The following is a 12,129-nucleotide window of genomic DNA, read 5'->3' as shown; positions in this document are numbered from 1 at the left end:
TTTCAGCCAGAAGATTATGTCCGGATCTATCGGGAAATTCTTAACCGCAATGAAATTAATCTTGGCATTACCAATATGGGTGGTGGTTTAGGTGGTGGAGCAGTATTAGGAGTAGATACTTGGTTATTCTATGGCCATTACAGATTATCTGGTTATCGAATTATTGCACATGAATTTGGTCATCATTGGGGCGGGCATAATAGTGCCTGGGCCATGTCGAATTATGGCTTTGAAGCTATGGTCGATTGGTTAAACTTCTATTTCCAGCGCCGTCCAGGCTCAATTCCTTATATGGACCCAAATGTGAATGCTTTCCACCTAACACCCGACAGCGCGCTTTGTCAGGGTGTGAACCAGAATATGGTGAAAGGTGTGGCATCGACTGCACCGTGGAACAAAGTGGATGAATATTTTAAAAATAACCCGATGCCAAATCCCTAAAACATAAAAAAAGCCCCTCATTTGAGGGGCTTTTTAATTGGATCGGTCAACAGATTATTTTTCAATAATCGCCGTTACACCTTGACCACCGGCTGCACAGATCGATACCAGTACGCGACCTGAACCTTTCTGGTTAATCAGTTTTGCTGCTGTCGCAATGATACGACCGCCAGTTGCTGCAAACGGGTGACCGGCAGCAAGTGAAGAGCCTTTTACGTTCAATTTTGCACGGTCAATTGAACCTAATGGTGCATCCAGACCTAAACGCTCTTTACAGAATTTCGGATCTTCCCAAGCTTTCAGCGTAGACAATACTTGAGATGCAAAAGCTTCATGAATTTCATAATAGTCGAAGTCTTGCAGTTTCAGACCTGCACGTTCCAGCATACGCGGCACGGCATAAGCAGGCGCCATCAACAGGCCTTCTTTTTTCTCGACAAAATCAACTGCGGCAGTTTCCTGGAAAGTCAGGTAAGCCAATACTTCATGACCATTTGCCTTCGCCCATTCTTCAGAAGCCAAGAGCACGCAAGAAGCACCATCTGTTAGCGGCGTAGAGTTACCCGCAGTCATGGTACGGGCATCGCCCTTACCAAAGGCCGGCTTTAATTTCGCCAGTTTTTCAACACTTGAGTCCGCACGCAGGTTATTGTCACGTTGAAGACCCAAGAATGGTGTGATCAGGTCATCAAAGAAACCTTCTTCATAGGCTGCGGCCATTTTCTGGTGTGAAGAAGCTGCAAGTTCATCTTGCGCTTCACGGGAAATACCCCATTCCAGTGTAGTAATCGCCTGATGGTCGCCCATAGACAGGCCAGTACGTGGCTCACCATTTTTTGGTGCATCCATCAGGTCTTTTACATTGATTTTAGTCAGGGCTTTTAAACGGTCTTTCGCAGTTTTCGCAATGTTCAGCTCAAGTAATGCTTTACGTAAGCCATCACCGAAAGCGATTGGTGCATCAGAAGTTGTATCTACACCACCTGCGATTCCCACTTCGATTTGACCTAGAGCAATCTTGTTCGCGACCAGGAATGCTGCTTGAAGGCCAGTACCACATGCTTGCTGAATATCATAAGCAGGGGTTTCTGGTGCAAGAGCAGTATTCAGTACACATTCACGCGTCATGTTGAAGTCGCGGCTGTGTTTCAGTACAGCACCTGCAACCACTTCACCTAAGCGTTGACCTTGAAGGTTAAAACGTTCAACCAGACCATTCAGGGCTGCTGTGAACATATCAGTATTGGATGCCGTAAAGTAAGCACCGTTAGAACGTGCAAATGGAATGCGGTTACCACCGATAATAGCAACGCGGCGAACTGTATTTTGGCTCATGTTTGGTTCCTGTTGAACAGAAGTCTGTGTTATAGATGTTGAATCTTGTTGGCTTGAAGTCGTTTTTTTGGTACGTGCAGATGTACTGCGTGTACGTGTGGTTTTAGCCGGACTTTTTTCTGTGGCATTGGCTGTATCAGGATTTTTAGTGCTACGCTTGTTACGCGTTGATGGTTTTGACACAGTTTCTGTCGCAGAGTTCTCGACTGCTGGATTATCTTGAGTTGTTTTGCTCATAAGGCTTTACCAGGCAAATAGATCGTCTTCTTGGTGGTTACATTAGCATAGAAGAAGATAGGCTGTATTGACTACAATGACATTACAGACTGCGCTTAGGTCAAGTCATCTGCCTGTTATCTCAAGTATGATTGGGCGGAAACTGGTAGATCTATTGAAATATAAGTGTCTGGCATCATACTGAAGTTTAAGGATAACTTTAGATCAACCAAAAATTAATTTGTATGAGAGATAATAAACATGACTGATCAGTACCAAACTTTTGCAAAATCTCCTATTGGTAAATTTGTCATTAAAAATTTGGGTCTGCCATCCCCAACTTCTTTAGAGCGTTTTGAGTCTGCTACACCTGTAGTCAAAGGTGCAGTATTGTTTGGAGCAGCACCGGCAAGTACCTTGACTGGTGCTATTGCTCAGGTTCTGGCAAATATTCATGCCAATAGCTATGCAGGTAACAATGCTGAATTACAACAGGCTGCTGCATCAGCTGGACTGAATCTGGGTGCATTTAATCCAGGCGATAAAGAATCAAAATTCAAAGCTGTCATTTTTGATGCTTCAGGAATCGAAAACTCAGAACAGTTAAAATCACTTTATGATTTCTTCAACCCGATTGCACGTCAAATCCAAAGTTCTGGCCGTGTCGTGATTGTAGGAACTACGCCTGAAACTGCTAAATCAGTCAGCCAGTCCATTGCTCAACGCGCACTGGAAGGTTTTGTAAAATCTGTGGGTAAAGAGTTTAAAAAGGGAATTTCAGCGAACCTGATCTATGTAGATGCTGGTGCTAAAGCAAATCTTGAGTCTGCTTTACGTTTTGCAGTTTCTCCACGGTCTGCCTATGTTTCTGGTCAGGTGATCCGTGTTTCACCTGCTGAAAAAGTGGATGTGGACTGGACTAAACCATTAGCAGGCAAAACTGCTGTAGTAACCGGTGCGAGCCGTGGTATTGGTGAAGCGATTGCTCATGTATTGGCACGTGATGGTGCACATGTCATCTGTCTGGATGTTCCGCAGCAGCAAGCGGACCTTGATCGTGTAGCCGGTGAAATTGGCGGTTCAACTTTAGCTATTGATATTACAGCTGCAGATGCAGGTGAGAAGATCAAGGCAGCGGCAGCTGAGCATGGCGGTCTGGATATTATTGTACATAATGCCGGAATTACTCGTGACAAGACCTTGGCCAATATGAAGCCTGAGCTGTGGGATCTGGTGATTAATATCAACCTGTCGGCAATTGAACGTGTGAATGATTATTTAATCTCCAACAATGGTCTAAATGCCAATGGCCGTATTATCTGTGTATCCTCAATTTCAGGAATTGCAGGTAACCTGGGTCAGACTAACTATGCAGCATCTAAAGCCGGGGTGATAGGTGTAGTAAAATTCACAGCACCGACATTAAAAAATGGTATAACCATTAATGCCGTTGCACCGGGCTTTATCGAGACTCAGATGACGGCTGCGATTCCATTTGCGATCCGTGAAGCGGGCCGCCGTATGAATTCGATGAGTCAGGGCGGTCTACCTGTCGATGTTGCAGAAACGATTGCAATGTTTGCTGCTACTGCATCAACAGGTTTAAATGGCAACGTGGTACGTGTATGTGGTCAAAGTCTGTTAGGGGCTTAATTTAAAATCCCCCTAAATCCCCCTTTGAAAAGGGGGAGATATCCCTCTCCTTTAATGGAGAGGGTTAGGGAGAGGTAAAAATTAAATTAAAAAGGGGATGAATTGACCCTCATCCCAGCCTTCTCCCTGAGCCATATATGGTGCAAGAGAAGGCGCTTTTAGACAAATTGAAATAATAAAATTTCCAAAGGTTCAGTATGAATACGCGCCATTTTAGTCAACTTCCAAAACCTTATTTAGCCTATCCAAAAGTGATTCAGGGCTTGATTTTTAAAAAGCCGAAAGCTGAAAAAGCTCTACCGCAAGTTGAATATGTGGTGGATTCATTCAAGGTCGATCAGAAACATCTGAAAGCCTATAATGAAGTCTGCGGTTTTAAAAATAATGGTTATATTCCAGCAATCTATCTGACGGTGCTTTCACAAAGTCTGCAAATGCACTTGATGACTTCAGAAGCATTTCCATTTCCGATCTTGGGCTTGGTACATATCCGTAACCAAGTGAAGCAATACCGTAAAATCGGCGTCAATGAAACCTTGACCCTAGCATGCAAATTTGGCGAATTGCAGCCGCACGATAAAGGCGTGCAGTTTGATTTCATTACTACAGTCAAAGTGGGAGGCGAGGTCGTAGTTGAAGCATTGACGACTTATTTGTCACGTCAAAAGACCAATGCTAAAGCTGCTGCAAAACCTGCAGAAAGCCAAGCGCCAGAATATATACTCAATAATGAATGGAACATCTCGGAGAATACTGGTCGTCGTTATGCCATGACCTCAGGCGACTTTAACTTGATCCATATTCATGCAGTCACAGCGAAAGCTTTTGGTTTTAAACAGGCGATTGCACATGGTATGTGGAGCAAGGCCAAAGCACTGGCGAATCTGTCATTGCCAGATGCTTATGAAGCTGATGTCTGGTTCAAGTTGCCGATGTACTTGCCATCTAAAGTTGAGTTCCTGACGGCACAGGCAGCCAATGATACAGATTTTCTGATACGAAGCAGTAAAAATCAAAAACCACACGTCACCGGCCATATCAAAGCAATTTAAATCTGAATCAAAAGCCTAAACCCGATTTAGGCTTTTTCATTTTAAGGGATCAATATTCTATGGATAGAATGATGCAGCCAATTAAAGATTATCTGTTTGCTGATCAGCATAATTATCAGGGCAATGTCGATGAGCGTTTCAGTGACCTTGCCCGTCAGTTTAGCCGTTTGCAGGATGCACGTACCGAACAGGGTGGTGCCGCACTGGTGGTATATTTTGAGGGACAAAAGGTCGTCGATATTTATACCGGTAAAAAGTCTGTCACTGAAAACTGGCAACCGGATACCATGTCGCTGTGTTATTCCACAGGTAAAGGTGTGCTGGCGACTTTGGCGCATATTCTGGTCAGTCAAGGTTATCTGGATTATGATCGACCGGTTGCAGAATACTGGTCTGAATTTGCACAAAATGGTAAAGAAAATATTACTCTGGCACATATGCTCAGTCATCAAAGTGGCCTGTTTGATATCCGTAATATCATTGATGATGCCACTGAAATGGTCGACTGGTCGCATATGCTGGACCGGATTGCGGCAGCGGAACCACGTTTTCGAGTTGCAACAGATGCAGCCTATCAACCGCTGACTTTTGGCTGGCAAGTAGGTGGTGTACTGGAAAAAGCGACTGGTAAAAAACTGGGTGAACTGATGCAGGAATATCTGGTACAGCCACTACAGTTAAATGGTGCTTATTTTAGCGTACCGACGCATGAGTTAGCTCGGGTGGCCTTACCTATTTTAAAGCCTAAAACAACTAAGTCTCAAACACAAACTGCGAAAAAAACTACACCAAGAAAGCCGAACCTGATGGAGCGAGCCTTGGTCTTTAGCGGGCAGGATCCTCAGGATTTTCAGGATGCCATGATTCCCAAAGGCATGAAGAAATTTAGTTTCTTTAGTGAACAGGGGCTACAAGCGATTATTCCCTCCGCCAATGGTGTCTTTACTGCAGAGAGTCTGGCAAAAATCTATACCATGCTGGCGAATCATGGTGAATGGCAAGGTCAGCAACTGATTTCGCCTGAGGTGTTCCAGCGACTTAGTCAGATGCAATACAAAACACGAGATCGGGTCATGCCTTTACCGATGCACTGGCGTTTGGGTTATCACCGTGTTCTCACTTTAGGAAAAGCCTCTAAAGGTTTTGGTCATATGGGGTTTAATGGCTCTGGTGCCTGGTGCGATCCTGAGCGCGGTTTAAGTTTTGCCTATACACATAACTTTCCTACAGGTTCATTGACCGGAGACTACCGTCTTTGGGGCCTGACCCAGGAAACATTGCGCTGTGCGGATGCGGTACTGACCGGCCGCAAAGGCTGGCGCTAATTATCCCTGATTTGGGAGTTTAGCCCGTCAGACAAATATGTTATTTTGTCGCGCAGTCCATGGCTATGGTGTGAAGTAATGAAAAAAGTGCTGGTGATTCCTCTGGTCGCAAGCAGTGCGTTGTTAGGATGTCAAGAGCCGAATCAGCCGGCTGTAAAAACGGTGATGGAAGCCAAAGCTCAGATTCCTGCCTGGGTTGGGAGTTATCAGGGTACAACGCCATGTATGGGATGCTTTTCAAGTTGTGAAGACTGTCCAGGCATGGCAGTGGCTTTGACTTTGAATGAAGATCAGACCTTTACTTTACAGCGTGAAAGTTTAAGTGGTCATAATGAAATTGAAACGATGAGCGGGCAGATTCGGTTTCAGGATGAATCACAACAAAAGATTGAGTTGCTGAATGTCGATACCCGGAATCTGCTCTATGTCGATCTGAAAAAGCATGTTCTGGAAATTCGTGAAGATCAAACAGGCAAACGCTACCAGATGCAAAGTGACTTTATCTTGTTTGAATCCGTCTGATCTTAAAAAAGCCTCTGTTTTATATCCCTTTTTCAATGATTTTGATAAAGAGATTTTTATTCTTTATAAACCGGCATTCATTTCACTATTTCATAAAAAAACAGTATGCTTAGACCTATAAAAAGGAGCATACATGTATCAAGTACTTGCGCGAAAATACCGTCCTCGTAATTTCAATGAATTGGTGGGGCAAAACCATGTATCACGTGCTTTAACCAGCGCGCTCGAACGTGGCCGTTTGCATCATGCCTATTTGTTTACGGGAACGCGTGGTGTTGGAAAAACCACGATTGCACGTATTTTGGCGAAGTGCTTGAACTGTGAAACCGGTATTACCTCGACGCCTTGTGAAGTCTGTGCGACCTGTACCGCAGTCAATGAAGGTCGTTTTATTGACCTGATTGAAATTGATGCGGCATCCCGTACCAAGGTCGAAGATACCCGCGAGTTGCTCGACAATGTGCCTTATGCACCGACTCAAGGCCGCTTCAAGGTCTACCTGATCGATGAAGTGCACATGCTGTCCACGCATTCTTTCAATGCCTTATTAAAGACGCTAGAAGAACCGCCGGAACATGTCAAATTCCTATTTGCAACCACCGATCCGCAAAAACTGCCAATTACCGTAATTTCTCGCTGTCTGCAATTTACCTTGCGCCCATTGGCAGTCGATGAAATTACCGAACATCTGGGCCATATTCTTAGCAAAGAAAGTATTCAGTCTGATCAGGATGCGATCTGGCAGATTGCTGAATCTGCGCAAGGTTCATTACGTGATGCCTTGTCGTTGACCGATCAGGCGATTGCCTATGGTCAGGGAGCGATTCAGCATCAGGATGTCAAAGACATGCTAGGACTGATTGACCGCACCATTATTTATGATCTGATTCTGGCGATTCACCAGAACCAGAAAGCGCAGGTCAGTCAGTTATTACTACAATTCCGTCAGCAAGCTCTGGATGTGTCACTGGTGCTAGACCAGCTAATTTCGACACTGCATGAACTGGCTTTATTGCAGTACCTGCCAGATCTGAGCCTGAAATATAGTGCCGAAATCAATCAAAAGATCATGCAGTTATCGGCTCTCATCTCAGCACAAGACCTGCAACTGTATTATCAGATTGCCTGTAAGGGTCGTGCCGATTTACAGCTTGCAGTTACGCAGGAACAAGGCTTTGAGATGACGGTGCTACGCTTACTGGCTTTCCGTCCATTACAACCAAGTGAAATTCCAGTAATGCAGGAGACTGCATCGCAACAGGCAACAACCCATACAACACGTCTACAGCCACCTGTTCAGACACAACTTCAATCTGAATCAGTAGAAACACAATCATTGGAGGCAGAACCGATATTTGATGATTTTTCTCTGGACGATGAGACAGATGAGGAGATTGATGTCGCATCAGCGTCTGAACCTTCTTCGGATGATTTTTTGGATGAAGACGAGCCAACTAGCATCACTGAGCCTGAATCTGTCCAGCCCGTAGTAATTCAGACCACCATTGAAGAAGTGCAGTCTAGTGATCAAATTATTCTTGATCCAAATGATGACAAAGGCTTATTTGGTTTTGATGAAATCGAGAGTACGCCAGAAGCACCTGCTACCAGCAACAGTTCGGATGATTTGCTGCTTGAAGAGTTTATTCTTGCAGATGCTGTCATCCCTACCGAGCCAGCACAAGACAGTATGTCTGCTGATGAGGAATTTAGTCTTGCTGCACCGGAATTGGAACTTTCACAGGATTCGATTGCTCAGCCTGCTCTTGAAAATACAGTTCCGGTTCAGCCAGTTGCACAGACAGCTTTGCTGGAAGATATTTCCCAAGATGTAAATACGCAGAATCTGATGCCACAGGATATTTTAAAAATACCTGAGCAAACCTTAGAAGGCGAGTGGAGCGTAGAAAAATGGGAATACTGGTTCCGTAATAGCCAACTTTCTCCAGCGGTACAGGAACTGGCACAGTATGGCGTCATGACTGGCCAGATGAATGGAGAATCCGTTTTCCATATTCCTGAACAGTACCAGCAGTTGCTGACCCAGTTGCAACATAATCTGGAAGCTGCTTTGCAACAGCAATGGCCGCAAACTAACTTCCAGGTGAAATTTGAAAATGTGGACCAGTTAACACCATATACCATGCAGCATCAGCGTAAGGCACGTGCCTTTAAACGTGCCGAAGAATTGTTACATGCTGAACCGGCTGTACGTGATCTGCTACAGCAGTTTGACGGTGAACTGCAAAATATTCAGCTGAAATAGGCTGGATGTTAAGTCACAACAAATCGAGATAAAGCATCCCGCATTTCAACTGGAATCGGGGTGCTTTTTCGTGTCTCACGATCGACAAATACATGGACAAAATTGCCTTGTGCAGCGGCTGTATCCGAGTTGCGTTTAAAAATAGCCAGATCATAGCTGAGCGATGAATTTCCCATGCTTTCAATGGCTACGCCCACTTCAATAATTTCCGGATAAGACAGTTCCTGATTAAACTGACAGTTGGAGCTGACGACCAGTCCAATCATGGGTGAATATTTTGGGTCAAAAGCAGCTTCCTGAATCAGCAGGGCATTGGCGGCGGTATCAAAATAACTGTAATAAGTCACATTGTTGACATGGCCGTACAGATCATTGTCTGCCCAACGGGTTTGAATGGGCAGGAAAAAAGTATAGTGTTCACGCTGTTTGATGGTGGCTTTCATCACTATTCAGTCCTCAGCTAGATAAGGCTTAGGTGGAAATTGATCTAGGAATAGATCGCCTGATAAATCTGATAAGCATCCTCCACCTTGAGTTCACGTGGATTATTCTGCAACAGCCGGCTTTGTTGCATCGCATCTTCTGCCATCACCTGCAGTATATGTTCTGGAACATTCAACTGATTTAGTTTTAGAGTCAAACCGCTTTGCATCAGATGATTATTAAAATGATCAATAAACAGATCGGTCAGGCCATCATGGCAACCTTTACTACGGGGATCCAGCCAGGTCATCAATTCCGCATAGAGCTGTTTGGCTGCTGGCGCATTAAACTTTAATACTTCAGTTAGAACCAGTGCATTGCTATGCCCATGCGAAAGATGAAAATGTCCACCCAGTGGATAAGCCAGCGCATGTACGGCAGCGACTGGTGCATTGGCAAAGGCTTGTCCGGCCAGCATGGAACCGACCAGCATATTTTGGCGGGCATCTAAATCATGACCGTTTTGCAGTACACGTTGCAGATTGGCATTCAGTAATCTTAAAGCCTGTTTGGCCAGCATATCCGAATAAGGATTTTTCTTGTGTTTTGAGGTATAGGCTTCAATGGCATGTACCATGGCATCAATGCCGGTGGCGGCAGTGATCTGTGCTGGAAGATTCTGGGTAAATGTTGCATCCAGAATGGCAATATCTGCAAAAAGGATCGGTGCCACAATACCGGTTTTAGTGGTTTCACCTGTGGTGACAATCGAAATCGGCGTCACTTCTGAACCTGTTCCAGCCGTAGTTGGTACCAGAATTAAAGCTAAACGCGGTCCGGTGGCATTATCAACGCCATACAGATCAGACAATGTCTGATGCTGTTCAGGATGCGCCAAAATTGCAATGAGTTTGGCCACATCCATCGAGCTGCCACCACCAAAGCCCAGCACCACATCAATATTTTCCTGTTTTGCAAAAGCCACCGCTTCAAGCACCACTGTATCGGGCGGATCGGCCTGAACATCCGAGTAAATCACATACTCCAGTCCGGCAGATTCAATAATATCCAGAATCGGCAGATGTAATTGCTCCTTCAGCATACCCGGGTCAGTCACCAGTAGAAGACGGCGATAACGGCCATTTTTTAGAATTTTAAATAATTCCTGAATCGTGCCTAGTCCGGCAATGATATTGGGGACGGTTTGAAACTGAAAACGATTCATGGCGATATCCTTGATTTTTTTATTGCAAATACGAGATTATTCTATGGTTGTAAGATAGGAATCAGTATATAAATAACTTAACATAAGAATCTTTAAAATAAAGTAGCTCTGAGGTTGTTTATGTCATCCAGAACGCCATACAAGGTGTTATGTGTTTGTTTGGGAAATATTTGCCGCTCTCCCACGGCAGAAGTTGTACTCAGACATTATTGTGATGAACAGCAACTGAATATTGTGGTCGGTTCTGCCGGAACCAGTAATTATCATCCGGGCAAGGCACCGGACTTGCGTAGCCAGAAGCATGCACTAAAACGTGGCTATGACCTTTCAGCACTTCGCGCACGTCAACTCATTCCACACGATTTTATTGATTATGATCTGATTCTGGCGATGGATCTGGAGAATTTATCCAATATCCAGAACATACAGCGTCTGGCAGAAACTCAGTTTGGTCATGTACGTGCACGTGTGGCATTGATGAGTGAGCATGATCAGACCTATCCGAAACAGGCCTTACCGGATCCCTATTATGGCGAAGCGGATGGCTTTGAACGGGTGCTTGATCAGTGTGAGTCCAGCAGCCAGGCCTGGATTGAGATTTTTAAACAGAATTTACACAAGGTTTAAGCGATGCAGATTCAAACCCAGGTTCAACTTAAACCTTTTAATACTTTAAATCTAGAAGCGATTGCTTCGCACTATGCTCAGATTCAATCCACCGCTGATCTGCTAACTGCACTGGATTTTGCGGAACAGCAGCAACTCAATGTGCTGATCCTGTCAGGCGGCAGTAATATGTTGTTGCCGGAGCAGATTGATGCGCTAGTTCTGCATATGGATATTCAAGGCATTGAAATGCTGGATGCTGATGATCAGTCGCAACGTTTACGTGTAGGCGGCGGACAAGGCTGGCATGACTTCGTGCTCTGGACCACGGCACAAAGTTTATATGGCCTACAGAATCTAGCTTTAATTCCGGGTCGGGTCGGTGCATCGCCAGTACAGAATATTGGCGCTTATGGTGTCGAAGTCGGAGAATTCATCGATTCTGTTGAGGTCTATGACCGACAATTGAAACAGTTTGCTTCGATTCAGGCAGCAGATTGTCAGTTTGCCTACCGGCATAGTATTTTTAAAGATGATCCTAACCGTTATGTGATTACCCATGTGACTTTTAGATTACTTAAACAGCCAGATTTGAAACTGAATTACGGTGACCTGAAGACTGCGGTCGGTGATCAGCTCACAGCAGAAAACTTGCAGCAACAGGTCATTCAGATTCGTCAGAGCAAATTACCTGATCCGCAAGAATTTCCCAACGTGGGTAGCTTCTTTAAAAATCCAGTGGTTGATCAGGCGGTCTTTGACCAAATTGCTGTATCTTTCCCGAATTTACCCCATTACCAACAAGCCAATGCTCAAGTTAAACTAGCAGCGGGCTGGCTGATTGATCAGGCGGGCTGGAAGGGTAAACAGTTGGGGCCTGTCGGCATGTTTCACAAACAGGCATTGGTCTTGGTGAATTATGGTCAAGCCTCTCTCACCGATGTTCGTAAAACGTATCGTGGGGTACAGCAATCAGTTTGGGAAAAATTTAGTCTGATGCTGGAACCTGAACCTGTATTGTTCGATAAAAATGGCTTGATTCGTTCTTATCAGGAAGAGGAATAA

11 protein-coding genes are annotated in these 12,129 nt (G+C 44.7%); 8 read left to right on the top strand and 3 right to left on the bottom strand.

Features of this window, described 5'->3' with window-relative positions; genetic code table 11:
• The first annotated feature begins 75 nt into the window (after positions 1–75).
• Complete coding sequence (locus tag ACTL4S_RS16445; protein ID WP_502917760.1) at positions 76–441, top strand: hypothetical protein; 366 nt, start codon at positions 76–78, stop codon at positions 439–441.
• A 54-nt stretch (positions 442–495) separates the two neighbouring features.
• Here the strand turns inward: ACTL4S_RS16445 and ACTL4S_RS04350 are convergent, their stop codons facing one another.
• Positions 496–2,013, bottom strand: coding sequence for an acetyl-CoA C-acetyltransferase (locus tag ACTL4S_RS04350; protein WP_441298827.1), 1,518 nt, complete (start codon positions 2,011–2,013; stop codon positions 496–498).
• A gap of 240 nt (positions 2,014–2,253) precedes the next feature.
• Between ACTL4S_RS04350 and ACTL4S_RS04345 the strand changes: the two genes are divergently transcribed.
• The 5 genes from ACTL4S_RS04345 to dnaX all read left to right on the top strand — a co-directional run bounded on the left by ACTL4S_RS04345 (position 2,254) and on the right by dnaX (position 8,810).
• The gene (locus tag ACTL4S_RS04345) at positions 2,254–3,645 is read left to right on the top strand and encodes a 3-oxoacyl-ACP reductase (RefSeq protein WP_441298826.1); all 1,392 of its coding nucleotides are present in this window, start codon (positions 2,254–2,256) and stop codon (positions 3,643–3,645) included.
• A gap of 197 nt (positions 3,646–3,842) precedes the next feature.
• A complete protein-coding gene (locus ACTL4S_RS04340) occupies positions 3,843–4,697 on the top strand; it encodes a MaoC family dehydratase (RefSeq protein WP_441298825.1) in 855 nt (284 codons plus the stop codon).
• A 59-nt stretch (positions 4,698–4,756) separates the two neighbouring features.
• On the top strand, positions 4,757–6,022 hold the full coding sequence (locus tag ACTL4S_RS04335; protein WP_441298824.1) for a serine hydrolase domain-containing protein: 1,266 nt from the start codon (positions 4,757–4,759) through the stop codon (positions 6,020–6,022).
• A gap of 78 nt (positions 6,023–6,100) precedes the next feature.
• Positions 6,101–6,544, top strand: coding sequence for a copper resistance protein NlpE N-terminal domain-containing protein (locus ACTL4S_RS04330; protein ID WP_441298823.1), 444 nt, complete (start codon positions 6,101–6,103; stop codon positions 6,542–6,544).
• Between the two features lie 133 nt (positions 6,545–6,677).
• Entirely contained in the window at positions 6,678–8,810 is a 2,133-nt protein-coding gene (gene dnaX, locus ACTL4S_RS04325; RefSeq protein ID WP_441298822.1) for a DNA polymerase III subunit gamma/tau, read from the top strand.
• A gap of 8 nt (positions 8,811–8,818) precedes the next feature.
• Here dnaX and ACTL4S_RS04320 read toward each other — a convergent pair whose 3' ends face one another.
• Both ACTL4S_RS04320 and ACTL4S_RS04315 read right to left on the bottom strand, forming a co-directional pair.
• On the bottom strand, positions 8,819–9,253 hold the full coding sequence (locus ACTL4S_RS04320) for an acyl-CoA thioesterase (protein ID WP_004645428.1): 435 nt from the start codon (positions 9,251–9,253) through the stop codon (positions 8,819–8,821).
• 44 nt (positions 9,254–9,297) lie between these two features.
• Positions 9,298–10,458 carry an iron-containing alcohol dehydrogenase gene (locus ACTL4S_RS04315; protein ID WP_004278811.1) on the bottom strand — a complete coding sequence of 387 codons (1,161 nt, stop codon included), beginning with the start codon at positions 10,456–10,458 and terminating at the stop codon, positions 9,298–9,300.
• Between the two features lie 120 nt (positions 10,459–10,578).
• Here ACTL4S_RS04315 and ACTL4S_RS04310 point away from each other — a divergent pair, with 120 nt between their 5' ends.
• Together ACTL4S_RS04310 and murB are read left to right on the top strand one after the other, a co-directional pair.
• On the top strand, positions 10,579–11,085 hold the full coding sequence (locus tag ACTL4S_RS04310; RefSeq protein WP_243474537.1) for a low molecular weight protein-tyrosine-phosphatase: 507 nt from the start codon (positions 10,579–10,581) through the stop codon (positions 11,083–11,085).
• A gap of 3 nt (positions 11,086–11,088) precedes the next feature.
• Positions 11,089–12,129 (top strand): UDP-N-acetylmuramate dehydrogenase, encoded by a 1,041-nt coding sequence (murB, locus tag ACTL4S_RS04305; protein ID WP_441298821.1) that lies wholly within the window; start codon positions 11,089–11,091, stop codon positions 12,127–12,129.

It is taken from the genome of Acinetobacter lwoffii (assembly GCF_052078135.1).
Classification (GTDB): Bacteria; Pseudomonadota; Gammaproteobacteria; order Pseudomonadales; family Moraxellaceae; genus Acinetobacter; species Acinetobacter lwoffii_Z.
The sequence above is the reverse complement of the archived record's forward strand: the minus strand, read 5'-3'. Positions and strand labels throughout refer to the sequence as shown.

Excerpts from the sequence above, each read along its gene's own strand:
- ACTL4S_RS16445 (WP_502917760.1), top strand. The coding sequence starts at position 76 with ATGGGTGGTGGTTTAGGTGGTGGAGCAGTATTAGGAGTAGATACTTGG.
- murB (WP_441298821.1), top strand. The coding sequence starts at position 11,089 with ATGCAGATTCAAACCCAGGTTCAACTTAAACCTTTTAATACTTTAAAT.
- ACTL4S_RS04350 (WP_441298827.1), bottom strand. The coding sequence starts at position 2,013 with ATGAGCAAAACAACTCAAGATAATCCAGCAGTCGAGAACTCTGCGACA.
- ACTL4S_RS04320 (WP_004645428.1), bottom strand. The coding sequence starts at position 9,253 with ATGAAAGCCACCATCAAACAGCGTGAACACTATACTTTTTTCCTGCCC.
- ACTL4S_RS04335 (WP_441298824.1), top strand. The coding sequence starts at position 4,757 with ATGGATAGAATGATGCAGCCAATTAAAGATTATCTGTTTGCTGATCAG.
- ACTL4S_RS04345 (WP_441298826.1), top strand. The coding sequence starts at position 2,254 with ATGACTGATCAGTACCAAACTTTTGCAAAATCTCCTATTGGTAAATTT.
- ACTL4S_RS04310 (WP_243474537.1), top strand. The coding sequence starts at position 10,579 with ATGTCATCCAGAACGCCATACAAGGTGTTATGTGTTTGTTTGGGAAAT.
- ACTL4S_RS04315 (WP_004278811.1), bottom strand. The coding sequence starts at position 10,458 with ATGAATCGTTTTCAGTTTCAAACCGTCCCCAATATCATTGCCGGACTA.
- ACTL4S_RS04340 (WP_441298825.1), top strand. The coding sequence starts at position 3,843 with ATGAATACGCGCCATTTTAGTCAACTTCCAAAACCTTATTTAGCCTAT.
- ACTL4S_RS04330 (WP_441298823.1), top strand. The coding sequence starts at position 6,101 with ATGAAAAAAGTGCTGGTGATTCCTCTGGTCGCAAGCAGTGCGTTGTTA.
- dnaX (WP_441298822.1), top strand. The coding sequence starts at position 6,678 with ATGTATCAAGTACTTGCGCGAAAATACCGTCCTCGTAATTTCAATGAA.